The sequence below is a fragment of the Xenorhabdus griffiniae genome (assembly GCF_015163655.1).
Classification (GTDB): domain Bacteria; phylum Pseudomonadota; class Gammaproteobacteria; order Enterobacterales; family Enterobacteriaceae; genus Xenorhabdus; species Xenorhabdus griffiniae.
In genome coordinates this window covers 1-24,768 of sequence record NZ_JADEUF010000014.1, presented here as the reverse complement: position 1 = coordinate 24,768, position 24,768 = coordinate 1, and the positions used below count along the sequence as shown (strand labels likewise).

Annotated in this window: 17 protein-coding genes; 4 read left to right on the top strand and 13 right to left on the bottom strand. The window is 45.3% G+C overall.

Going from position 1 to position 24,768, the window contains the following annotated elements; all coding sequences use genetic code 11:
• Positions 1 to 6: 6 nt before the first annotated feature.
• The gene (gene malQ / locus IQ211_RS04090) at positions 7 to 2,142 is read left to right on the top strand and encodes a 4-alpha-glucanotransferase (protein WP_189759083.1); all 2,136 of its coding nucleotides are present in this window, start codon (positions 7 to 9) and stop codon (positions 2,140 to 2,142) included.
• Between the two features lie 189 nt (positions 2,143 to 2,331).
• Here malQ and malG read toward each other — a convergent pair whose 3' ends face one another.
• The 3 genes from malG to malE all read right to left on the bottom strand — a co-directional run bounded on the left by malG (position 2,332) and on the right by malE (position 6,081).
• Positions 2,332 to 3,222, bottom strand: coding sequence for a maltose ABC transporter permease MalG (gene malG, locus IQ211_RS04085; RefSeq protein WP_189759082.1), 891 nt, complete (start codon positions 3,220 to 3,222; stop codon positions 2,332 to 2,334).
• A gap of 12 nt (positions 3,223 to 3,234) precedes the next feature.
• Positions 3,235 to 4,791, bottom strand: a complete 1,557-nt coding sequence (gene malF / locus IQ211_RS04080) for a maltose ABC transporter permease MalF (RefSeq protein ID WP_189759081.1) — start codon at positions 4,789 to 4,791, stop codon at positions 3,235 to 3,237.
• A 90-nt stretch (positions 4,792 to 4,881) separates the two neighbouring features.
• On the bottom strand, positions 4,882 to 6,081 hold the full coding sequence (malE, locus tag IQ211_RS04075) for a maltose/maltodextrin ABC transporter substrate-binding protein MalE (protein ID WP_189759080.1): 1,200 nt from the start codon (positions 6,079 to 6,081) through the stop codon (positions 4,882 to 4,884).
• A 427-nt stretch (positions 6,082 to 6,508) separates the two neighbouring features.
• On the opposite strand from malE, the gene malK reads away from it, so the two are divergent.
• From malK to malM, 3 genes are read left to right on the top strand one after another with little or no spacing between them, the layout of a single operon-like run.
• Positions 6,509 to 7,618, top strand: coding sequence for a maltose/maltodextrin ABC transporter ATP-binding protein MalK (malK, locus tag IQ211_RS04070; RefSeq protein ID WP_189759079.1), 1,110 nt, complete (start codon positions 6,509 to 6,511; stop codon positions 7,616 to 7,618).
• Between the two features lie 33 nt (positions 7,619 to 7,651).
• The gene (locus IQ211_RS04065) at positions 7,652 to 8,914 is read left to right on the top strand and encodes a maltoporin (protein ID WP_189759078.1); all 1,263 of its coding nucleotides are present in this window, start codon (positions 7,652 to 7,654) and stop codon (positions 8,912 to 8,914) included.
• Entirely contained in the window at positions 8,914 to 9,858 is a 945-nt protein-coding gene (gene malM, locus IQ211_RS04060) for a maltose operon protein MalM (RefSeq protein WP_189759077.1), read from the top strand. Before IQ211_RS04065 ends, malM begins: the two co-directional genes overlap by 1 nt.
• A 607-nt stretch (positions 9,859 to 10,465) precedes the next feature.
• Here the strand turns inward: malM and IQ211_RS04055 are convergent.
• The 10 genes from IQ211_RS04055 to IQ211_RS04010 all read right to left on the bottom strand — a co-directional run.
• On the bottom strand, positions 10,466 to 11,731 hold the full coding sequence (locus IQ211_RS04055; protein ID WP_189759076.1) for a polysaccharide deacetylase family protein: 1,266 nt from the start codon (positions 11,729 to 11,731) through the stop codon (positions 10,466 to 10,468).
• 90 nt (positions 11,732 to 11,821) lie between these two features.
• A complete protein-coding gene (gene rpoC / locus IQ211_RS04050; RefSeq protein WP_189759075.1) occupies positions 11,822 to 16,048 on the bottom strand; it encodes a DNA-directed RNA polymerase subunit beta' in 4,227 nt (1,408 codons plus the stop codon).
• Between the two features lie 131 nt (positions 16,049 to 16,179).
• Positions 16,180 to 20,208: a DNA-directed RNA polymerase subunit beta gene (rpoB, locus tag IQ211_RS04045; RefSeq protein WP_189759074.1), complete on the bottom strand. Its 4,029-nt coding sequence runs from the start codon at positions 20,206 to 20,208 to the stop codon at positions 16,180 to 16,182.
• A gap of 383 nt (positions 20,209 to 20,591) precedes the next feature.
• Positions 20,592 to 20,957 (bottom strand): 50S ribosomal protein L7/L12, encoded by a 366-nt coding sequence (rplL, locus tag IQ211_RS04040; protein ID WP_189759073.1) that lies wholly within the window; start codon positions 20,955 to 20,957, stop codon positions 20,592 to 20,594.
• A 63-nt stretch (positions 20,958 to 21,020) separates the two neighbouring features.
• The gene (gene rplJ / locus IQ211_RS04035) at positions 21,021 to 21,518 is read right to left on the bottom strand and encodes a 50S ribosomal protein L10 (protein ID WP_074020846.1); all 498 of its coding nucleotides are present in this window, start codon (positions 21,516 to 21,518) and stop codon (positions 21,021 to 21,023) included.
• 337 nt (positions 21,519 to 21,855) lie between these two features.
• Complete coding sequence (rplA, locus tag IQ211_RS04030; RefSeq protein WP_189759072.1) at positions 21,856 to 22,560, bottom strand: 50S ribosomal protein L1; 705 nt, start codon at positions 22,558 to 22,560, stop codon at positions 21,856 to 21,858.
• A gap of 3 nt (positions 22,561 to 22,563) precedes the next feature.
• Positions 22,564 to 22,992, bottom strand: coding sequence for a 50S ribosomal protein L11 (rplK, locus tag IQ211_RS04025; protein ID WP_047684958.1), 429 nt, complete (start codon positions 22,990 to 22,992; stop codon positions 22,564 to 22,566).
• A 216-nt stretch (positions 22,993 to 23,208) separates the two neighbouring features.
• The gene (gene nusG, locus IQ211_RS04020; RefSeq protein ID WP_189759071.1) at positions 23,209 to 23,754 is read right to left on the bottom strand and encodes a transcription termination/antitermination protein NusG; all 546 of its coding nucleotides are present in this window, start codon (positions 23,752 to 23,754) and stop codon (positions 23,209 to 23,211) included.
• Between the two features lie 3 nt (positions 23,755 to 23,757).
• The gene (secE, locus tag IQ211_RS04015; protein ID WP_074020841.1) at positions 23,758 to 24,141 is read right to left on the bottom strand and encodes a preprotein translocase subunit SecE; all 384 of its coding nucleotides are present in this window, start codon (positions 24,139 to 24,141) and stop codon (positions 23,758 to 23,760) included.
• 335 nt (positions 24,142 to 24,476) lie between these two features.
• On the bottom strand, positions 24,477 to 24,768 hold a 292-nt coding region (locus IQ211_RS04010; RefSeq protein WP_476756471.1), incomplete at its 5' end, for an EF-Tu C-terminal domain-related protein.

The following is a 24,768-nucleotide window of genomic DNA, read 5'->3' as shown; positions in this document are numbered from 1 at the left end:
CTTAGTATGGAAAAAAACTGCCTCAATGAATTGGCAACTGAGGCCGGCATTGTCAGCGAATATATTAATGCCTATGGAAAACCCCAGGCGATCCCCGCTGAAATCAGGCATCGAATATTGGAAGCCATGAGTACAGATATACCGGTCGGGAGGCCGGTTTCTCATTTACATGCTTCTCCCCTACCTAATGTTAAGGTGGTTATTCAGGCACAAAGGATAACCCTGCCTCTGGAAGATACAAATAATTACCAGTGGCAAATACACACTGAACAAGGGGAGATATTTCATGGCCACTGCCAACATCAACTCACGTTGCCCGCCAATCTCCCTTTGGGATACCACACGCTGAACCTGATATTGGAGGAAAAACCAGAAACTGGCTCTCGGCAATACGTTATACAACTTATTGTTGCCCCTGAACGTTGTTACGAACCCGATGCCATAACACGTGGGGAAAAACTTTGGGGTGCTTGTGTCCAGCTTTATACCCTGCGATCGGAAAATAACTGGGGAATTGGTGATTTTGGTGATCTGAGATATATGCTGCAAAAACTGGCACAGCGTGGTGGTGCCTTTGTTGGCCTAAATCCTCTTCATGCCATATATCCCGCAATGCCGGAAAATGCCAGCCCTTACAGTCCATCTTCTCGCCACTGGCTCAATATCATCTATATTGCCGTGCACCAAGTAGAAGATTTTAGTTATAGCATCGAAGCACAAAAGTGGTGGCATTCAACGGAAACACAATCCAAACTCCAGCAAGCCCGCCAGGCGGAATGGGTTGATTACACCACAGTCATGTCTCTAAAAATGGCTGCATTGCGTCTGACTTATCCGCAATTTAAGTACCGCTCTGGCGATGATCCCCAACAGATCGCTTTCCAACAGTTTGTAACCAAAGGAGGCAAAAATCTTTATTATCAAGCTGCTTATGATGCCCTACACCATAAGTTATATGGGGAAAATAATGTTTATTGGGGCTGGCCTGTATGGCCGGAAGAATACCGTGAACCAGAAAATGACGCAGTTAAGGCATTCTGCCATTCATATCCACAGGAGATAGAGTTTTTCCTTTGGCTACAATGGCTGGCTGATACCCAGCTTGCCGAGTGCTTCACTACCAGCCAAACCCACCACATGCCAATTGGCATTTACCGTGATCTTGCCGTTGGAGTAGCGCAAGGCGGTTCAGAAACCTGGTGTAACCGAAACATCTATTGCACTAAGGCATCCGTCGGAGCACCGCCCGATATTCTGGGGCCTCTGGGACAAAACTGGGGGCTACCGCCAATGAATCCCCATGTATTAAAAGCGCAAGCCTATCAACCTTTCATTGAATTATTGCGTAGCAATATGCGTCATTGTGGTGCATTGCGTATCGATCATGTGATGTCATTGCTCAGACTCTGGTGGATACCACAAGGAGAAACTGCCGATAAAGGCGTTTATGTCCATTATCCAGTTGACGATCTGCTGGCAATATTGGCATTAGAGAGCCAGCGCAATCATTGCCTGGTGATAGGCGAAGATTTGGGGATTGTACCGGCAGAAATTGTCGATAAGTTACGGGACAGAGGTGTTTATTCCTATAAGGTATTTTATTTCGAACGCAATGAGCAAGGTGAATACCGTTCCCCCGATGAATATCCCGTGCAAGCAATGGCAACTATTACTACCCATGATTTACCTACCTTACGTGGATTCTGGCAAAATGAAGATCTCACTTTAGGAGACTCCATCGGTTTATACCCTGATAAAGCTCTTCTTGCTGATTTATATTTGGAACGCAAACGCTGCAAGCAAGCGTTATTAACCAGTTTAAATCGTCACGGCTATTTATCGCCCAAAACAGATACCCTTTCCCCGTTGCAGGGAGCGATATCACAGGCACCAGCTGAACATCCGATGTCACATGCTATAAATCAAAGCATACACCGCTATATAGCCCATAGCGCCTGTGCCTTATTAGGATTACAACCTGAAGATTGGCTGGATATGGAACGTCCCGTTAATATCCCTGGCACAACAGAGGAGTATCCCAACTGGCGACGAAAACTGACCTCCACGCTGGAAACGATGTTTGCGGATGCTCATATCAATGACTTGTTAAAAACAATTGGAGAGTGCCGAAAACAGGGTTAATAACTCACTCAACGCACAGCTATATGTAGCCAAGTAGCAAGAAACACCCCCAATCATATATATACCAATCCAACTTCAAGTTGCAGCTTGCAAATCAATGTGATTGTTTATATCTCCCCGCTTCGCGGGGAGATATAAGACGCACTTTGAAAGGAGATTGGTATAGATAAATATGATTGGGGGAGAGGATCAACCTTTCACACCTCCCGACGTTAATCCACCGACTAACCAACGTTGGGCAAGTAAGAAAACTGCCGTGATAGGGATAGCAGAAAGCACAGCCGCCGCAGCAAAATCCCCCCAGAGATAGTTCTGTGGGTGAAGGTATTGCTGCATTCCCACCGCCAGCGTGTAATTGTCCACATCACGTAATAACAGAGATGCAACAGGTACTTCGGTGATCACGCCAATAAACGACAAAATAAATACCACCGCCAATATAGGTACAGAAAGTGGCAATAGTATCAAACGGAAAATTTGCCACGATGTCGCTCCATCCAACATAGCGGCTTCTTCCAGAGAACGATCTATCGTTTCGAAATAACCTTTTATCGTCCATACATGCAAAGCAATTCCACCCAAATAGGCAAAAATCACACCACCGTGGGTATTGAGACCAAGGAAAGGAATATATTCCCCTAATCGATCAAACAAGGCATATAGTGCCACCAAAGAAAGCACCGCCGGAAACATTTGAAAAATTAACATCGCTTTGAGTAAGGTACTTTTTCCACGAAAGCGCATTCGAGCAAATGCATAAGCGCACGTCGTTGATAATGCCACAATACCAGTAGCAGTAATCAAGGCAACCTTGACAGAATTCCAAAGCCATTGCATGACCGGAAATGGCGGGAGCATGACGTGTCCATCAGCAGATTCCACACTATAACCAAATGCCAGCTTCCAGTGTTCCCATGAAATGGTATCTGGAATCAGGTTACCCGTAGCAAAATTACCCGGACGTAAAGAAATTGCAATGACCATCAGCAAGGGGAACAAAATCAGGGCAATAAAAGCCAGCATCAATATATGTGTCCCCCATACCCGCCATCGTTGCGATTTGGGTTGTACCATCGCCATTTTCTTTCCTCCTTAATCAAATTTCATGCGGGCAGTTTTCAAATTGATGATGGCTAATGCCCCCACCAATAAGAAGATCAATGTTGCAATTGCTGCAGCCAGACCAAAATCCTGTCCACCACCACCTTCAAATGCGATACGGTAGGTGTAATTCACCAAAAGATCGGTATAACCCGCCGGGGTCGATGTACCAATATGATCAGGTTTACCAGTGGTTAGCAGTTGAACCAGAACAAAGTTATTAAAGTTAAAAGCAAAGCTGGCAATCATTAACGGAGTCAATGGCTTAATCAATAATGGAAAGGTAATTTTGGTGAAATTCTGCCATGGCCCTGCACCATCAAGCGCCGATGCCTCATAAAGATCATCAGGGATAGATTTCAGCAATCCCATGCAAAGAATCATCATATAGGGATAGCCCAACCACATGTTTACAATAATCAACATAGTTCGAGCTAGTGTCGGATCTGTGAACCAGTCCGGTTTAAGACCAAACAATCCGTTTAGCACCAAATTAATTTCACCAAAACTCTGGTTAAATAATCCCTTAAAAATCAGAATGGAAATAAACGAGGGAACAGCATAGGGCAAAATAAGCAGTACACGGTAAATTGCTCGTCCTTTAAGCGCTTCCCACTGTACAATACAAGCGAGAATCATCCCCAATGTTACCGTCAATACCACTGTCAGTAGGGAAAAAACCACTGTCCAGACAAAAATGGACAGGAAAGGTTTTTGGATACCTTCATCCTGTATCACCCGTAAGAAGTTTTTCCAACCAATAGAAACAGTAAATCCAGGGCTTAACGTTTCCTTCTCCCATTCTCCTTTAGCATTAATGGATTGGTAGAACCCCGTCTCCATATTCGGCTGGTATCTTATACCCGTTTGGTTATTGATCAGCGTAACGCCATCTTCATCAAGGGAATAAAGAGGATTTATAGCAGAGAACTGACGTAAAGAACTCATTCTCAGTTTACTGCCATCAGGAAGAACAACGACCAGTTGGTTCAATGCCTGCCGATACTGGGTAATAGTACGCAATGTCGCAACATTGCCTTCAAATTTTTCCGCCTGCTCATGGAGAGGCAGAATAATTTCTTCCGTTCCCGCAAGAGAAAAAGGCTCAGAGATCAATGAATGAGTGCTATCGGGGACGCTCAACGCCAAAACCCACTGTTCAGATACCGGATAGAGTTTGAAATTAAATGGCTCTCCTGTCTGATAATGGCGGCTCATTAATACCGTTTGGGCACGTTCAAACGTCAATTGGTTGGTACTGCTATAATTTGTAAAAGCAATAGCAATCGTACAAATAAGCGGAAACAGTATAAATATCCCTATTCCAGCAATTCCAGGGTAGGTATAACGCCAAACATGCGCCTTCCGGTTGGAAAAAACATAGATACCGCTTCCCAATAATACCAGTGTCACCATAGCAAACAGGTATTCTCCTTGTGCATACATCAGCACAACCAAATAACCTGTAAAAAATAGGCAAAAACCTACAGCAAACCATTTCAGGGCAGGATGCTGCCACCATACTGTTTTTTCTAATGTCGCTGACATCTTGCACTTCCTGTTACCAACAATTGTGATTATCCAACACCTATCACAATAAGGGCGAAGGCTCCTTAAACTCAGGAGCCTGTCATTCGTTTATTTTGTCATTCTCGCTTCAGCATCATTGAGAGCAGCATCTACTGTCTGGCGCCCACTGACTGTGTTAAGCACAGCACTACGCATTGCGTACCAGAAACTACTCATTTGGGAGATATTCGGCATAATTTCGCCGTTTTGGGCATTTGCCATCGTGGCAGCAATACGCGGATCTTTCGCCAGGATCTCTTGATAGGATTTCAAAGCCACTGCTCCCAACGGCTTATCTTTATCCATCGTTGCCAATCCTTCATTGGTAAGCAGGTAATTTTCCAAAAATTCTTTCGCTAACTCTTTATTAGGACTGGCCGCATTAATTCCCGCCGTTAAAATGCCAACAAAAGGTTTAGAGGGCTTTCCTTTAAAAGTTGGTAATAGCGCAACACCGTAATTGATCTTACTTTTATCGACATTCGCCCATGACCAGGGACCATTAATCGTCATTGCTGCTTTGCCCTTATTAAAGGCAGCTTCAGCAATGGAGTAATCGATATCAGCATTGAGGTGTTTATTTTTGACTAAATCAACCAGAAATTTCAGCCCCGCTTTAGAGCCAGCATTATTCACTCCACTGTCTTTAACATTATAAGTCCCGTTTTCTGCCTTGTAGGCATATCCACCATCAGCAGCAATCAGCGGCCAAGTAAAATACGGTTCCTGCAAATTGAACATAATTGCGCTTTTATTTTGCTTTTTCAGCTCATTATCTAAGGCGGGGATTTCTTCCCAGGTTTTGGGCGGAGATTTAATTAAGTCTTTATTGTAGATAAGAGAAAGAGCTTCAACTGCGACAGGGTATCCTACCAATTTTCCGTCATAACGAACGGCATCCCATGTAAAGGGAAATAGCTTATCAATAAATGATTTATCAGGCGTGATTTCAGCAACTAATCCTGACTGGGCATAGCCACCAAAACGATCATGTGCCCAGAAAATAATATCCGGCCCATCTCCATTGGCTGCAATCTGGGTATATTTCTCTTCCAGCTTGTCAGGATGCTCAACAGTGACAGGAATTCCCGTTTCTTTCGCAAATTTCTCACCAACCTGTGCCAGTCCGTTATAACCTTTATCACCATTGATCCAAATGACCAACTTCCCTTCTTCCGGCTTTGCAAAAGCCGAAGCAGACAATACACATGTTGTTAGAACGGAAAGCATCAGGGTACGAGTCCCTACTTTTAAAATTTTCTTGGTCATCATTCCGCCTTTTTCATTTGTTAGTTTAAGATAATTATCTTTGTTACATCGTGATAAAATGGCACCAGTGTGCAATCAATGTAAAAAAGACTCATCCTCCCCTGTTCTACGCCTCATACTGTATGAGTGTGAACTTGCTTACAAAAACAATTGAAATCAGAACCTTAATACCAAGACGGTGCCCTTTTTTGCGATTTAAATCACATCTTATCTGACAATTTTCTTCTTCCTTTCTCAATCACATTAAGCTCGTCCTCCTGACTCCTCCACCATCAAAAATTATGGAATGGAGGATTTTCGCGCTTGGTATTTTATACACAATCCAGCCATCAGTTTTCCATTAAGTTTCTCGCTGCGATAAATAGAAAACGAAGACTCATAAGAAACGAACAGAAAACTGAGGCGGTAAATCCGAGGGAGGGAACAAATGTCTAGCATCACATTCCGCAATGTATCTAAATCATATGGTGAAACAGTCATCTCCAAAGATCTTAATCTTGATATTCAGGAAGGAGAATTCGTCGTTTTTGTCGGCCCATCAGGATGTGGGAAATCGACGCTGCTAAGGATGATCGCGGGGTTGGAAGACGTTACGTCTGGTGATTTGCTGATAGACGGAAAGCGAATGAATGATGTTCCACCCGCCAAACGCAGTGTCGGCATGGTTTTTCAATCTTATGCGTTATATCCCCATCTCTCTGTTGCAGACAATATGTCATTCGGTATGAAGCTGGCGGGCGTTAAAAAAAGCGATATCCAAAAGCGAGTGCAACAAGTTGCAGAAACTCTCCAGCTTGCCCATCTACTAGATCGCCGTCCCAAGGCATTATCTGGCGGTCAACGCCAGCGAGTTGCCATTGGCCGAACACTTGTTGCTGAACCCAATATCTTTCTGCTGGATGAACCGCTTTCTAATCTGGATGCGGCTTTGCGTGTACAGATGAGAATTGAAATTTCACGTCTACACAAGCGACTACAACGTACGATGGTCTATGTCACTCATGACCAAACCGAAGCCATGACTCTGGCAGATAAAATTGTGGTTCTGGATGGGGGCAATATTGCTCAGGTTGGTAAGCCTCTTGAAATTTATCACTATCCCGCCAACCGCTTTGTCGCAGGTTTCATTGGTTCACCGAAAATGAATTTCCTGCCAGTCAAAGTCTCAGCGATTGCTGTTGATCAGGTACAGATCATCCTGCCTAACGGTCAGCCCGTTTGGTTACCTGTTGAAAGCAAAGGGCTAACTGTCGGGAGTAATGTATCTTTGGGAATTCGCCCCGAACATCTTTTGCCTAATGATGTAGCCGATGTTACGTTAGAGGGGACAGTACAGATCGTGGAACAACTGGGGAACGAAACTCAGATTCACATCCGCATACCAGCCATTCACCAAAACTTGGTTTACCGCCAACCTGATATTGTTCTCGTTAAAGAAGGTGCAGATTTCTCTATCGGACTCGCTCCCCACCGATGTCATCTTTTCCGTGAAGATGGAACTGCATGTCAGCGTATACATAAAGAACCCGGAATCTAGATCCGCGGCCATAAAAATAACAGGAGAATCATTATGCGTATATTGTCTCTCTCATTGGCTATGCTAACGACTGGTTTATTATCCACGCAAGCTATTGCTATTGACTTCCACGGCTATGCCCGTTCAGGAATTGGCTGGACTGGTAATGGTGGTGAACAGAAATGTGCCAAAGTCACTGGTGCGCCAAGTAAATACCGTCTCGGTAACGAATGTGAAACCTACGCCGAACTTAAGTTAGGGCAAGAGTTATGGAATGAAGGGAATAAAAGTTTCTACTTTGATACCAATTTAGCCTATTCCGTCAGCCAACAAAAAGACTGGGAAGATACCAAACCTGGTTTTCGTGAAGTCAACGTGAAAGCAACCAATATTATTGATTGGTTGCCTGGTTCAACACTGTGGGCGGGTAAACGTTTCTACCAGCGTCATGATGTACATATGATCGACTTCTATTACTGGGACATTTCCGGTCCTGGTGCAGGATTGGAAAATATTGACCTTGGGTTTGGTAAGCTTTCCTTCGCCGTAACCCGTAATACAGAAGAAGGCGGTTCATATGGGTGGATTGATGATAAACGCAAGGAAGCCCCAAACACTTCAAATGACATTTTTGATATACGGTTAGCCAACTTACCAGTTAATGCTGGCGGTACACTGGAACTTGGTATTGATTATGGACGTGCGAATACACGTAAGGGATACCATCTTGATAAACAAGCACCTAAAGACGGTGTGATGCTGACTGCCGAACATACCCAAAGCCTGTTAGGTGGTTTCAACAAATTTGTCTTACAGTACGCAACCGACGCTATGACTTCCAGCGGCAATGGCCGTGCCGAAGGTGCTAATGTGAATAATGACGGGCATATGCTGCGCGTTCTGAATCATGGTGCTATTAGTATCAGCAAGAAATGGGATCTCATGTATGCTGCCATGTATCAAAACATTGACCTCGACAATAACAATGGCAACACATGGTACACCGTGGGTGTCCGCCCAATGTATAAGTGGACGCCAATAATGAGTACCTTAATGGAAGTCGGTTATGACCATGTGAAGTCACAACGAACCAAAGCAAATAACGATCAGTTCAAGATTACTTTGGCTCAACAGTGGCAAGCGGGTGATAGCATCTGGTCACGTCCGGCTATCCGTTTATTTACTTCCTACTCCAAATGGAATGAAAAATGGGGTTACGACGGTGGCATTGCCGCCAAAGATACAGCAGCCCATCAATTCAGTCGTGGGAACAGCGATGAGTTTACCTTTGGTGCCCAATTTGAGGCTTGGTGGTAATGAAAAAGCAATTACTCTCACTTTGTCTCAGTGCCCTGCTCTGCAACTTAATTCCGGCGGGTTATGCTACATCATCAGATGCTGCACTGTCTGACACAGCTAAATCTGGCATAGAGACAACCAATTCTGCCCCAACGTTGTCCTTGCCAACCTTGCAGAAATTACAGTGGCAGCCTATTAATACTCATAGCACACAGACTATTATTCTTGATAGCACATCACAGCAGCTTAATGATGGCCATATTCAGGGTGCGGTAGCTACATTTGCTTTACCTGCCAATCAGGGTTCATTGGAAATTACTCTGAACAGTCTGATAAAAGATAAGCAGGTATATTCACCGAATGTTTTAGTTCTTGATGAACAACTCCACCCTGCGGCTTTCTATCCAAGCCACTACTTCCGCTATCAACAACCCAGTATTATGTCCACCGATAGGCTTGAAGGAGTGTTAAAGCTGACACCAGCATTGGGACAACAACGCATCTATTTGCTGATTTACACCACTCGTTCTGATGTACAAGCTTCGACACAAATGGTTGATCCTGCTAAGGCTTATGCCAAAGGTGTCGGTAATTCTGTGCCGGATATTCCAGATCCGATCGCTCGCCATACAGCAACAGGTATACTGACGCTGAAAGTGCAATCAGAAAGCAATGCAGGCAATATCCTGATAGGCCAGGTATTTTCTTCACCTTCGCCTAAATCCGTCACAGTTGGTTCCACACAAACAGTATCTGCATCGCCGATAAGAACAACCCCGGCTGATGCCCCAGTAGTTAAACCTGTACTGAACGATACCGAACGGTATTTCAATGACGCTATCAAAAGAGCTATTAACAGTGGTGATGTTGACAAAGCATTGAAACTATTAGATGAAGCAGAACGACTTGGTTCTCCAACTGCGCGGGAAACTTTTATTAAGGCGATAAAAAACAAAAAATAAATTCATCAAATCATTATAGCGAGATATTAAACTTAAGAGCCTAAAGGAATAGGCTCTTAAAAGATACGTTCATTATCCTTATTGGATAAATTTTCATTACATAGTATTACCAACATCATATTTACTTAAAGTAACCCATAATCCCTTTCTTACTCAGATAATTATTTATTTTCCCACGAAATTTATAAATCAAATAGATAAACATGAGTAACAGTAAAATACCAAAAATAAATCTAGGGATTATGAATGAAAATATAATACAAAATAAAATCCCTATGGAAAGTAATGAAATTACTCTTTCCTTCATGGTAATCTTAAATATCCATGCAAAAAACTTAATAGTGCACTTTATGATCCTATAAAATATTTCCAATATTAATCCCAAGAAATCCATCATTTCTATCCTCAATGAAAAATATCATATTAAAACATTCTCTTGCTATTTAGCAATTACATGATCTTACAATCCTTCCTATAGGAATTAAACTTCAAGTTGCAATTTACAACACTATATCAAATGTGATTTCTCCTCGCGTTGCGGGGAGAAATCACACGCATCTTGAAGTTAGATTGGTATACATTCAATTATTGAGCGATAGTGAAGGCGTTAAATAGGTTTATTAGCAATCATTTTTGCCATTTTCTCAATCGGATCTGTGCGCAATATATATAACCGTTTTAAAGAAAAGGGATTATCTCCCAATTTAACTTTTCCCTTTACCGTGGTAACGGCCAAATGAAATCCAGCTTGTTTAGCCGCTTTCATTGCCTTTAAATTATATCTACCAAAAGGATAAGAGAGATAAAACACATGCGGATTTAATTGCGATAATACCCGTTTGGAACGTTTGAAATCATACAGGATATTATGATACGACCGACTTAATAGTATGGGTTGTTGATTCTTCTTGCTAAAACGATGCAAGAAATGGGTATGAGATTGAAAATCAAATACATCTTGCATGGCATACAATTCTGGAAGACTCAAGAATTGCAGGGTATCCGGCTCCCATTTCTGCGGGTGGCGTTTAATTCTGGATGAAATAATAAAGAGTGTAGCTTTCTGACCATTTTCTTTCAAAATGGGATAGGCATAACGATAAACGGATTTCAACCCATCATCAAAGGTTAAGCCAACCACTTTTGCTGGCAAGTTAATAGAGCCATTTAGGTAACCTTCTAATTCATATAATGAAATTGTGATATAACCCGCTCGCTTCAAATACGCCATCTGCTCACGAAAAGCAGTCAAGGATGTTGTTGTTGAGCTATGTAAAAAACGTTTAACATCTTTAAGAATATGATGATAGGTTAATAAAGGAATACCATTATCCAGTTTAGCATCCCGATCACTTATGTAACCTAATCGATCACCCAAATTAATTTCGTACCAAGTATGATGGAAAGGATCTTGTAATTTATCTAAAACCGGATAGCGGAGATTTTCCCGCAAAACGGCAATTGGTTGGCTATCCGTATCAGGTGTGCTATAAACTTGAGCTGCCTTAATTATCATCAAGTTTTGGGCTGCTTTTTTGTGAAAGGGATCAATGCTAAAGGGATCACTGGGGAATGCAGATTGCTTAATTTCCTTTAAATTTTCTTTATCTATATAACCGCTTCCATTTCCGAAATGAAGCACATAGTGACCATTTTCTTCCCCTTCTTCTTCAGCAACTTTAAGGACTTGCCCTTTCTTGAATAAACCAACCTTAATGATATGCTCACCTACCCAAGAATAGATTTCACTCTCTTTAGTCACTTCCATGTAATGATAATGTGGGAAATCGTGGTATTGCGATAAAGCCGGATTAGAAAAACATATCAAAAGTGCTAAGAAACTCTTTGTAAGAACATAAATAATTCGTCTCATTTTAATTTTCCATCCAATAAAAAATGCCCTCTACCAGGAGAGGGCATTTCACGATTAGCTATACTATATAAGGTATGCTATGCATCACGATTACTCGTTATCGCTGCTGCTACCAAAACCTGCATTCAACAATTCAGCAAGGTTTGCAGTGGCTTCGTCAACGCTAAACTGTGGCGCTTCAACCACTTCATTTTCTTGACGACGACGAATGCGATCCTGATGGTAAGCATAACCTGTACCCGCAGGGATCAAGCGACCAACGATGACGTTCTCTTTCAGGCCACGCAGTTCATCACGTTTACCAGCAACAGCAGCTTCAGTCAGAACGCGGGTTGTTTCCTGGAACGATGCCGCAGAGATGAAGGATTCTGTTGCCAGTGATGCCTTGGTGATACCCAACAGGTCACGCTGGAAAAGAGCTGGTACTTTGCCATCCTGCTCCAGTTTGCGGTTCGAAACCTTAACGCGGGCGTATTCAACCTGCTCGCCCTCAAGGAATTCGGAACTACCCGCATTCGCAATGGTTGCTTTACGCAGCATCTGACGAACGATAACTTCAATGTGTTTATCGTTAATCTTAACGCCTTGCAGACGGTAAACTTCCTGTACTTCGTTAGTGATATAACGAGCAACAGCATGAACACCACGCAGGCGCAGAATGTCATGTGGAGATTCTGGACCATCGGAGATCACGTCACCACGTTCAACAACCTCACCTTCGAACACGTTGAGCTGACGCCATTTAGGGATCATCTCTTCGTAAGGTTCACCACCATCCAGCGGAGTAATGACCAGACGGCGCTTGCCTTTGGTTTCTTTACCGAAGGAAACAATACCGCTGATTTCTGCCAGGATAGCAGGCTCTTTCGGACGACGAGCTTCGAACAAGTCCGCAACGCGTGGCAGACCACCGGTGATATCTTTAGTACCGCCAGATTCCTGAGGAATACGCGCCAATGTATCACCCGCAGAGATGGACATACCATCTTCCAGCTGAACAATCGCTTTACCCGGCAGGAAGTACTGAGCAGGCATATCTGTACCTGGGATCAGAACGTCGTTACCCTGAGCGTCTACGATTTTCAGTGCCGGACGCAGGTCTTTACCACTACCAGTACGCTCTGCACTATCCAGAACCACCAGTGAAGACAGGCCGGTCAGTTCATCCGTCTGACGGGTAATGGTTTGACCATCAACCATGTCGTAGAACTGGATAATACCGGATACTTCACTCACGATTGGCATGGTGTGTGGATCCCAGTTTGCAACGGTTTCACCGCCAGCTACTGTCTCACCATCACCTTTCGTCAATACCGAGCCGTAAGGAACTTTATAGCTCTCTTTGGTACGACCGAAATCGTCGATCAGGCGCAATTCGGTATTACGAGAGGTAATAACCAGTTTGCTTGCTGAGTTCGTAACGAATTTCGCGTTGATCAGTTTCAAATGACCTTTGTTACGTACCTGAATGCTGGATTCTGCTGCCGCACGAGATGCCGCACCACCGATGTGGAACGTACGCATCGTCAACTGTGTACCTGGTTCACCGATTGACTGTGCTGCGATAACACCGATCGCTTCACCTTTGTTGATCAGGTGACCACGAGCAAGGTCACGGCCGTAACAGTTCGCACAAACACCAAAGTCAGTTTCACAACTTACTACGGAGCGTACTTTCACGCTGTCAACAGAGTTCTCTTCTAACAGATCACACCATTTTTCGTTCAGCAACGTGTTACGTGGAACCAGAATGTCCGCTGTGCCTGGCTTCAGGATGTCTTCCGCCGCTACACGTCCCAATACACGTTCACGCAGTGGTTCTTTAACATCACCACCTTCGATAACTGGGGTCATCAGGATACCGTCGTGAGTACCACAGTCATCTTCAGTTACAACCAAGTCTTGGGCAACGTCAACCAGACGACGGGTCAGGTAACCGGAGTTCGCCGTTTTCAATGCGGTATCAGCAAGACCTTTACGAGCACCGTGGGTTGAGATGAAGTACTGGAGTACGTTCAGACCTTCACGGAAGTTCGCGGTAATTGGGGTTTCGATAATGGAGCCATCTGGCGTTGCCATCAGACCACGCATACCCGCCAACTGACGGATCTGAGCAGCAGAACCACGCGCACCGGAGTCGGCCATCATAAAGATGTTGTTGAAGGAAACCTGTTGTTCTTCTTCACCGTTACGGTTAATCACTGTTTCAGAAGACAGGTTTTCCATCATCGCCTTAGCAACACGTTCGTTCGCCGCAGCCCAGATATCGATAACTTTGTTATAACGTTCGCCAGCAGTTACCAGACCTGACTGGAACTGTTCCTGAATTTCGGCCACTTCCGCTTCAGCTTCAGCGATGATGCCTTCTTTCTTCTCAGGAATAACCATGTCGTCAATACCTACGGATACCCCTGAACGAGCAGCGTAAGCAAAACCGGTATACATGGTCTGGTCAGCCAAAATAACGGTTGGCTTCAAACCCAGTATGCGGTAACAGGTATTTAGCATCTTGGAGATAGCTTTTTTACCCAGTGGCTGGTTAATCAATGAGTATGGCAAGCCACGCGGTACAATCATCCACAGGATGGCACGGCCAATGGTCGTATCAACCAATCCCGTATTGACAGTGACATTACCTTCACCGTCTTTCACTTCTTCTGTGATACGAACTTTGACACGGGCGTGCAGAGAAGCCAGACCTGCGCGGTATACGCGTTCTGCTTCTTTAGGACCAGTCAGAACCATGCCTTCGCCTTTCGCGTTAACACAGTCACGGGTCATGTAGTACAAACCCAATACAACGTCCTGAGATGGAACGATGATAGGTTCACCGCTCGCTGGAGACAGGATGTTGTTGGTAGACATCATCAACGCACGCGCTTCCAACTGAGCTTCCAGTGTCAACGGTACGTGAACAGCCATCTGGTCACCGTCGAAGTCGGCGTTATATGCCGCACACACGAGTGGGTGCAACTGAATAGCTTTACCCTCGATCAGAACGGGTTCAAATGCCTGAATACCCAAACGGTGGAGGGTAGGTGCACGGTTCAGCAGAACAGGGTGCTCACGGATGACTTCATCCAGGATATCCCATACCACCGCTTCTTCACGCTCAACCATTTTCTTGGCGGCTTTAATAGTCGTCGCCAGGCCACGCAGTTCCAGTTTGCCGTAAATAAATGGCTTAAACAGCTCCAGTGCCATCTTCTTAGGCAGACCACACTGATGCAGGCGCAGGTATGGACCTACGGTAATAACAGAACGACCTGAGTAGTCAACACGTTTACCCAGCAAGTTCTGACGGAAACGCCCCTGTTTACCCTTGATCATGTCTGCCAGGGATTTCAGAGGGCGCTTATTGGAACCGGTAATTGCCCGACCGCGACGGCCGTTGTCCAGCAGCGCATCAACCGCTTCCTGCAACATACGTTTTTCGTTACGTACGATGATATCTGGTGCTGCCAGATCCAACAGGCGCTTCAAACGGTTGTTACGGTTAATAACGCGACGATACAGATCGTTCAGGTCTGAAGTTGCGAAACGGCCGCCATCCAGTGGAACCAGTGGACGCAAATCCGGTGGCAGAACTGGCAGAACGGTCAGAACCATCCACTCTGGTTTGTTGCCAGACTGAATGAACGCTTCCAGCAGTTTAATACGCTTGGTCAGCTTCTTACGCTTGGTTTCAGAGTTGGTTTCGTTCAGTTCTTCGCGCAAGGTTTCACATTCGTTTTCCAGATCGATGCTTTTCAGCAAAGCCTGGATTGCTTCTGCACCCATTTTTGCGTCAAATTCATCACCGAACTCTTCCAGTGCATCCAGATACTGTTCTTCAGTCAGGATTTGTCCACGCTCAAGGCTGGTCATACCCCCTTCAACAACCACATAGGATTCGAAGTACAGTACGCGTTCAATATCGCGCAGAGGCATATCCAGCAATAAGCCGATGCGGGATGGCAGAGATTTCAGGAACCAAATGTGAGCGGTTGGAGATGCCAGTTCAATGTGACCCATACGATCACGACGAACTTTAGTCTGGGTTACTTCAACGCCACATTTCTCACAAATCACACCACGGTGTTTCAAACGCTTGTATTTACCACACAAGCATTCGTAATCTTTTACTGGCCCGAAAATACGCGCACAGAAAAGACCGTCACGCTCAGGCTTGAACGTACGGTAGTTAATAGTTTCCGGCTTTTTTACTTCCCCGAATGACCACGAACGGATCATATCTGGAGAGGCCAGAGCAATTTTGATCGCATCAAACTCTTCGGTCTTGGTTTGCGCTTTCAGAAACTTCAATAAGTCTTTCACGAAATGGCTCCTGTCGGAGTTAGACCTGTTAGGTGAGTGGCCCATGCCACTCCCCTCTATAACCAGTATAACCACTGGCTGGTAAGCCACCCGACATTCTTATATCGGGCAGTACCAGCGGAAAAACGAATTTATTCGTCTTCCAGCTCGATGTTGATACCCAACGAACGGATTTCTTTCAGCAATACGTTGAAAGATTCCGGCATGCCAGGTTCCATCTGGTGGTTACCATCCACGATGTTTTTATACATCTTGGTTCGACCGTTAACATCGTCGGATTTAACGGTGAGCATTTCTTGCAGGGTGTACGCCGCACCGTATGCTTCCAATGCCCACACTTCCATCTCACCGAAACGCTGTCCACCGAACTGTGCCTTACCACCCAGCGGTTGCTGAGTCACCAGGCTGTAAGAGCCGGTAGAACGGGCGTGCATCTTGTCATCAACCAAGTGGTTCAATTTCAGCATGTACATGTAACCAACGGTTACCTGACGCTCGAATTGTTCACCTGTACGGCCATCGAACAGCGTGATCTGACCGGAAGTCGGCAAGCCACCCAGTTTCAACAACTCTTTGATTTCGGTCTCTTTTGCACCGTCAAAGACAGGTGTTGCGATCGGCATACCCTTTCTCAAGTTTTCTGCCAGACGCATCACTTCTTCATCGGTGAAGGTACTCAAGTCAACTTTCTGACGGGTATCATCACCCAGATCATACGCTTTCTGGATAAATTCACGCAGCTTGGCAACTTCTTGTTGCTGTTTCAGCATTGCATTGATCTTGTCACCAATGCCTTTCGCCGCCATACCTAAGTGAGTTTCCAGAATCTGACCGATGTTCATACGTGATGGTACGCCCAGCGGGTTCAAGACGATGTCCACTGGTGTGCCGTTTTCATCGTAAGGCATGTCTTCGATCGGGTTAATCTTGGAGATAACACCTTTGTTACCGTGACGACCTGCCATCTTGTCACCAGGCTGGATCTGACGTTTCACCGCCAGATACACTTTGACAATTTTCAGCACACCTGGTGCCAGATCGTCACCCTGAGTGATCTTACGGCGTTTAGCATCCAGTTTTTTCTCGAACTCTACTTTCAGTTCGTCATACTGTTCTGCCAACTGCTCCAGCTGATTTTGTTTTTCTTCATCAGCCAGGCCCAGCTCCAACCAACGCGCACGAGGAAGTTTGCTGAGTTTTTCCGCTTCAACACCACCGGCAACCAATACAGAGTGAATACGCGCAAACAGGCCAGCTTCGAAAATTTGCAGTTCTTCGGTCAGGTCTTTCTTAGCCTCACGCAACTGCATCTCTTCGATTTCCAACGCACGCTTGTCTTTTTCTACGCCATCACGGGTAAAGACTTGTACGTCGATAACAGTACCAGAAACACCGTTTGGTACGCGCAGTGAGGAATCTTTCACATCAGACGCTTTCTCACCGAAGATCGCACGCAACAGTTTTTCTTCTGGAGTCAGCTGAGTTTCACCTTTCGGTGTCACTTTACCAACCAGAATGTCGCCACCTTTCACTTCCGCACCGATATAAACGATACCGGATTCGTCCAGTTTAGACAGCGCAGCTTCACCTACGTTAGGGATGTCAGCCGTAATCTCTTCAGGCCCCAGTTTAGTGTCACGAGACACACAAGCCAGTTCTTGAATGTGAATAGTGGTGAAACGGTCTTCCTGAACAACACGCTCAGAGACGAGGATGGAGTCCTCGAAGTTATAACCATTCCACGGCATGAACGCCACACGCATGTTCTGGCCCAGAGCCAGTTCACCCAAGTCAGTGGATGGACCATCAGCCAGCACGTCACCGCGTTCTACCAGTTCACCCAAAGAAACACATGGTGTCTGGTTGATACAGGTGTTTTGGTTTGAACGGGTATACTTGGTCAGGTTATAGATATCAATGCCCGCTTCACCCGCGTACATTTCATCTTCGTTAACCTTGATAACGATACGAGATGCGTCAACGTATTGAACCACACCGCCGCGTTTAGCCACAGAGGTTACACCGGAGTCAACCGCTACCGCACGCTCCATACCTGTTCCGACCAGCGGCTTATCAGCGCGCAGAGTTGGAACCGCCTGACGTTGCATGTTCGCACCCATCAATGCACGGTTGGCGTCATCGTGTTCAAGGAATGGGATCAGAGAAGCACCGACGGACACGATCTGTTGTGTCGAAACGTCCATGTACTGAACCTGATCACGGTTGAACAAGCTGGATTCATCGTAATGACGGCAAGTAACCAATTCTTCAACGAAATGGCCTCCTTCATCCAATACGGTGTTCGCCTGAGCAATAACGTAGTTACCTTCTTCGATTGCAGACAGGTAGTGAATTTCATCAGTCACCACGCCGTCACGAACTAAGCGGTAAGGTGTTTCCAGGAAACCATACTCATTGGTACGCGCATAAACGGACAATGAGTTAATCAAACCGATGTTTGGACCTTCAGGTGTTTCGATTGGACATACACGGCCGTAGTGAGTTGGGTGTACGTCTCGAACTTCAAAGCCTGCACGCTCACGGGTCAAACCGCCTGGACCCAACGCAGAAATACGGCGTTTATGGGTGATTTCAGACAGTGGGTTGTTCTGGTCCATGAACTGAGATAACTGGCTCGAACCAAAGAACTCTTTCACCGCCGCAGAAATTGGTTTGGCGTTGATCATGTCCTGTGGCATCAGGGTATCCAGATCGCCCAGAGACAAACGCTCTTTCACTGCACGTTCTACACGAACCAAGCCGACACGGAACTGGTTTTCAGCCATTTCACCAACGGAACGGATACGACGGTTGCCCAAGTGGTCGATATCGTCGACTTCACCTTTACCGTTACGGATATCGATGAGCTTCTTCATCACGTCAATGATGTCTTCTTTGCTCAGGATACCGGAACCTTCAACCTCTTCACGATCCAGTGAACGGTTGAACTTCATACGACCAACCGCAGACAGATCATAACGATCTTCAGAGAAGAACAAGTTCTCAAACAGGTTTTCTGCGGCTTCACGTGTTGGTGGTTCACCCGGACGCATCATGCGATAGATTTCAACCAGTGCGCTCAGGCGATCATTGGTTGGGTCAACACGCAGAGTTTCGGAAATATAAGCACCGTGGTCCAGATCATTGGTGAACAGGGTCTCGATAGATTTGTAACCAGCCTGGCTTAAACGCGCCAGCAGATCCAAAGAGAGTTCCATGTTAGCCGCACAGATGATTTCACCTGTGTTCTGGTCGATGTAATCTTTTGCTACAACTTTACCCGCGATATATTCAACAGGCACCTCAATACGGTCTACCTGCTCTTTTTCTAACTGGCGGATATGACGAGCGGTGATACGGCGGCCTTTTTCAACATAAACCTTGCCGTTTGCTTCAATATCAAATGAAGCTGTCTCGCCACGCAGACGTTCTGGAATCAGGATCATCTGCAATTTATTGTCGCGAATTTCGAAAACGGTTTTTTTGAAGAACAGATTCAGGATGTCTTCAGAAGAATAATCCATCGCACGCAGAATAATCGAAGCCGGCAACTTACGGCGGCGGTCGATACGCACAAACAGGTTATCTTTTGGATCAAATTCGAAATCTAACCACGAACCGCGGTAAGGAATGATACGTGCATTATACAGTACCTTACCGGATGAATGGGTTTTACCCTTATCGCTGTCAAAGAAAACGCCTGGGCTACGATGCAACTGAGATACGATAACGCGCTCAGTACCGTTGATAACGAAAGTCCCGTTATCAGTCATGAGTGGAATTTCACCCATGTAGACTTCTTGTTCTTTGATGTCCTTAACTGTGCCTTCTGGCGCTTCGCGCTCATAGATCACCAGACGCAACTTAACACGCAGAGGTGCGGAAAAAGTCACGCCACGGATCTGACACTCTTTGACATCAAAGACAGGTTCGCCAAGACGATAGCTTACATATTGCAGCTCTGAATTGCCGCTGTAGCTCTGAATTGGAAACACTGAACGGAAGGCCGCTTCCAGTCCATTTTGGCCTTCAGGATCTTGCTCGATAAACTTCTGGAACGAGTCAAGTTGGATAGAAAGAAGGTATGGAACATCCAAAACTTGTGGACGTTTACCAAAATCCTTACGAATACGTTTTTTCTCGGTATAGGAGTAAACCATAGGGTTCCTCAGCTCGCTGATAAGTGACCCACTCTGTCCGCCCTTAAGGACAGCACTCTGCAACACTATTTTTTCGAACAGAAAACAGAATATTTTCCGTAATACCCATTACTATTACTCTTAAATCATTTCATTGCGTTACCTTTACTACCGAGCTACCCGAGTGGATCGTAGCTGAGAACGCAGTATATTAAGTCGTCAATAGGAAGAAGTATCTTGGGTTTATTAGCAGCCAAACAGTGTGAAATGCTACTAACTCCCTATTAATGCCTTTCAGGCAAATCTGGTTTTCAGATAATGCCCTTACAGCGCAAAAAGGCTGGCGATTAAAAAACCGCCAGCCGCCAGCCTTAAAAAATCAGGCTGCGAACTTCAAACAGATCTTACTTGATCTCAACAGAAGCACCTGCTTCTTCCAGAGATTTTTTCAGAGCTTCAGCGTCTTCTTTGCTGATGCCTTCTTTCAGAGCTGCTGGTGCGCTTTCAACCAGGTCTTTCGCTTCTTTCAGACCCAGGCCAGTTGCGCCACGTACTGCTTTGATTACAGCAACTTTGTTAGCGCCAGCGCCAGTCAGGATTACGTCGAATTCAGTTTTTTCTTCAACGGCTTCAGCAGCACCACCAACTACAGCTACAGCTGCAGCAGCAGAAACGCCGAATTTTTCTTCCATCATGCTGATCAGTTCAACAACGTCCATTACAGACATTTCTGCAACTGCGTCCAGAATTTGTTCTTTAGTGATAGACATAACAAGTGTTCCTAAAATTCAGAAAAAATTTATACGTTAAAAAGCAACGAAGGAAATAAGCAATTAAGCAGCTTCTTTCTGATCGCGTAGCGCAGCCAGAGTGCGAACCAGTTTGCCTGCAGCGGCTTCTTTCATGGTTGACATCAGGCGTGCGATTGCTTCTTCGTAAGTTGGGAGTGTTGCCAGGCGATCGATGTTGCTCGCTGGGATAAACTCACCTTCAAAGGCTGCTGCTTTAATCTCGAATGCTGGGTTCGCTTTCGCGAAATCTTTGAACAGACGAGCAGCTGCGCCCGGATGTTCGTTAGAAAAAGCAATCAAGGTTGGACCAACAAACGCTTCTTTCAGGCACTCAAACTCAGTACCTTCAACAGCACGGCGCATCAGAGTGTTACGAACAACACGCATATAAACGCCAGCTTCGCGACCTGCTTTACGCAGTTCAGTCATTTTATCTACGGTAACGCCGCGAGAATCCGCAACAACCGCAGACAGCGCGCCTTTGGCTACTTCGCTGACTTCAGCAACAATCGCTTGTTTGTCTTGAAGATTTAGTGCCATTAGCTTCTTGCTCCTGGATTAACCGGGCAAACCCGGGACTCACTTCACTCAAAACACCAAATGTGCCTGAGCGCTGAAACACGGTGAGCAGAATCCAGAAAATAAATTTCATTTGGCTCTGTCACCGTCTACGCAGGATATTAAGTAATTACTTACGCCTGCGGTCTTGGACGGGGCTTGGATGAGGCCAAGCTCCAACCGAAAACTTGTTATTTGCCGATACTGCCTTATTTTTCGAAAGCTGTGTGTTATAAAACACACTGATCAGGCAAATTTGAAGCGTCAGATTTTAGACAAATCTGACGCTAAGGTAAAGCGTTATTCTCAGCTTAAATCATTAAGCTGCTGATGCGTTCAGACTAGACTGGTCGATCGCAACACCTGCACCCATGGTAGTAGACAGGCTAACTTTCTTAACGTAAACGCCTTTAGCAGAAGATGGTTTTGCTTTTTTCAGCGCAACCAGCAGAGCTTCCAGGTTTTCTTTCAGTTTGTCAGCGTCGAAGTCAACTTTACCGATAGTGGTGTGGATGATACCGTTCTTGTCGTTACGGTAACGAACCTGACCCGCTTTAGCGTTCTGTACAGCTTCAGCAACGTTAGGAGTTACAGTACCTACTTTCGGGTTTGGCATCAGACCGCGTGGGCCCAGGATTTGACCCAGTTGGCCAACAACGCGCATTGCATCTGGAGATGCGATAACAACGTCGAAGTCCATCTCGCCTTTCTTAACCAGTTCAGCCAGATCTTCCATACCTACCAGTTCTGCGCCAGCAGCTTTAGCCGCTTCAGCGTTTGCACCCTGAGTAAATACAGCAACACGTACTGAACGGCCAGTACCGTGTGGCAGTACAGTTGCACCACGAACGTTCTGGTCAGATTTACGAGCATCAATGCCAAGATTAACAGCTACGTCAACGCTTTCTACGAATTTGGCAGTCGCCAGTTCTTTCAGCAGAGTAACAGCTTCGTTGATGTCATATTGTTTAGTTGCATCAACTTTTTCACGGATAGTGCGCATGCGCTTGGTCAGTTTAGCCATTGATTAACCCTCCACTACCAGGCCCATGGAACGAGCAGTACCTTCGATTGAACGCATCATCGCGTCAACGTCAGCACCAGTCATGTCCGCAGCTTTAGTTTCAGCAATTTCACGAATCTGAGCGCTGGTTACTTTACCAACTTTATCTTTGTTCGGTTTGCCAGAACCAGATTTAATGCCTGCTGCTTTTTTCAGCAGAACAGCCGCTGGTGGGGTTTTGGTAACGAAAGTGAAAGAACGGTCTGCGTAAACAGTAATAACAACTGGAATTGGCAAGCCTTTCTCAATGCTTTCAGTTTTAGCATTGAATGCTTTACAGAATTCCATGATGTTAACACCCTGCTGACCCAGAGCTGGACCAACTGGTGGGCTTGGGTTAGCCATACCCGCTGCAACTTGCAGCTTAACGTAGGCTTGTACTTTCTTAGCCATTTATTTTTCCTCTATGCGGGTCTTATCGCCTCAAAATGAGGCTCCCCTGACGATTCGAACCCCGTCTATTAAAGACCAGGTCACTAAAAACTTTAACTAACCTAATAATTATCTAAGTATCATCTAAAAATGATGCTTGGATAAAAAACAAAAGGCGCGAAATTGTATGCTAATTTCACACCCTTTGCAAGCATAAACGCTTACTTAATCACCAGATTAGACTTTCTCTACCTGGCTGAAATCCAGCTCAACAGGCGTAGCACGACCAAAGATAGAAACCGATACTTTCAAGCGGCTCTTCTCGTAATCGACTTCTTCTACCACACCATTGAAGTCTGCAAACGGGCCATCGCTGACTCGAACCATTTCGCCTGGTTCGAACAGAGTTTTTGGCCGTGGTTTATCACCAACCTGTTGAAGACGATTCATGATCGCATCAACTTCTTTATCGCTGATTGGTGCTGGGCGGTCAGAGGTGCCACCGATAAAACCCATTACGCGAGGTACACTACGAACCAAATGCCAAGTCGCATCGTTCATTACCATCTGTACCAAGACATAGCCAGGGAAGAATTTACGCTCGCTTTTACGGCGCTGACCACTGCGGATCTCAACAACTTCTTCTGTCGGCACCATCACTTCGCCAAAAAAATCTTCCATCTCTTGTAATTTGATATGTTCACGCAGAGATTGAGCGACGCGACCTTCAAACCCAGAAAATGCCTGGATGACATACCAACGCTTTTTTGGGGACTCAGACATTTTTTAAAACCTCAGGCCTGTAATAAATGAAACTAAACGCACCAGAATACCATCAAGCCCCCACAAAATAAGAGACATGACAGCCGTCACAGCTGCAACAATTAAAGTCGTATGCAGTGCTTCCTGGCGAGTTGGCCAAATGACTTTACGCATTTCAATGCGGGCTTCACGGGCAAAGGCTAATGCAGCTTTACCTTTTACAGTCCACAATGCAACTGCTCCTGCAAGGGCAACAATAGCAACCACGGCTATCGCGCGCAGAGGCAGGTTATACTCTCGGTAATAGTAATTACCCACAATAGCAACCACCAGTAGCACTGCCACTAATAGCCATTTTGCTATATCAAGACCACGCCCGCTTTCTTGAGCATCGCTATTCGCACTCATAAACCAACCTGTAACTATATGTAAGTAACTATGATGTAAATAGATAGCCAGCTTGCCTCGCAAGAGCAAAACAAATCAGACCGAACCCAAAGATAATTGTAATTGTATCTGACTCGGCACCTTAATTCAGCAGGACTTTTATATCTTAATGATATTTAAGCCTATCCGTTGTATCAGAGCCTATCTCACCAATAATTAAGAATAGCAATCAAATAGCAATTTATCTGCCTTAATTGGCCAATAATGAACAACTATTGATGAGATAGGTTCTTCTTAAGACAACGTATAAAAAGGGCATCTATCGATGCCCTTCCAAAATGAACACATTAAAAAAATTATGCGATCACTTTAGCAACAACACCAGCGCCTACAGTACGGCCGCCTTCACGGATGGCGAAACGCAGACCGTCGTCCATTGCGATTGGCGCAATCAGAGTCACTTTCATGTTGATGTTGTCACCTGGCATTACCATCTCTACGCCTTCTGGCAGTTCGATAGTACCGGTTACGTCAGTCGTACGGAAGTAGAACTGTGGACGGTAACCTTTGAAGAATGGCGTATGACGACCACCTTCATCTTTGCTCAGGATATACACTTCAGATTCGAACTGAGTGTGTGGGTGGATA

Coding starts and splice junctions, on each gene's coding strand:
- malQ (WP_189759083.1), top strand. CDS start 7: ATGGAAAAAAACTGCCTCAATGAATTGGCAACTGAGGCCGGCATTGTC.
- malG (WP_189759082.1), bottom strand. CDS start 3,222: ATGGCGATGGTACAACCCAAATCGCAACGATGGCGGGTATGGGGGACA.
- malF (WP_189759081.1), bottom strand. CDS start 4,791: ATGTCAGCGACATTAGAAAAAACAGTATGGTGGCAGCATCCTGCCCTG.
- malE (WP_189759080.1), bottom strand. CDS start 6,081: ATGACCAAGAAAATTTTAAAAGTAGGGACTCGTACCCTGATGCTTTCC.
- malK (WP_189759079.1), top strand. CDS start 6,509: ATGTCTAGCATCACATTCCGCAATGTATCTAAATCATATGGTGAAACA.
- IQ211_RS04065 (WP_189759078.1), top strand. CDS start 7,652: ATGCGTATATTGTCTCTCTCATTGGCTATGCTAACGACTGGTTTATTA.
- malM (WP_189759077.1), top strand. CDS start 8,914: ATGAAAAAGCAATTACTCTCACTTTGTCTCAGTGCCCTGCTCTGCAAC.
- IQ211_RS04055 (WP_189759076.1), bottom strand. CDS start 11,731: ATGAGACGAATTATTTATGTTCTTACAAAGAGTTTCTTAGCACTTTTG.
- rpoB (WP_189759074.1), bottom strand. CDS start 20,208: ATGGTTTACTCCTATACCGAGAAAAAACGTATTCGTAAGGATTTTGGT.
- rplL (WP_189759073.1), bottom strand. CDS start 20,957: ATGTCTATCACTAAAGAACAAATTCTGGACGCAGTTGCAGAAATGTCT.
- rplJ (WP_074020846.1), bottom strand. CDS start 21,518: ATGGCACTAAATCTTCAAGACAAACAAGCGATTGTTGCTGAAGTCAGC.
- rplA (WP_189759072.1), bottom strand. CDS start 22,560: ATGGCTAAACTGACCAAGCGCATGCGCACTATCCGTGAAAAAGTTGAT.
- rplK (WP_047684958.1), bottom strand. CDS start 22,992: ATGGCTAAGAAAGTACAAGCCTACGTTAAGCTGCAAGTTGCAGCGGGT.
- nusG (WP_189759071.1), bottom strand. CDS start 23,754: ATGTCTGAGTCCCCAAAAAAGCGTTGGTATGTCATCCAGGCATTTTCT.
- secE (WP_074020841.1), bottom strand. CDS start 24,141: ATGAGTGCGAATAGCGATGCTCAAGAAAGCGGGCGTGGTCTTGATATA.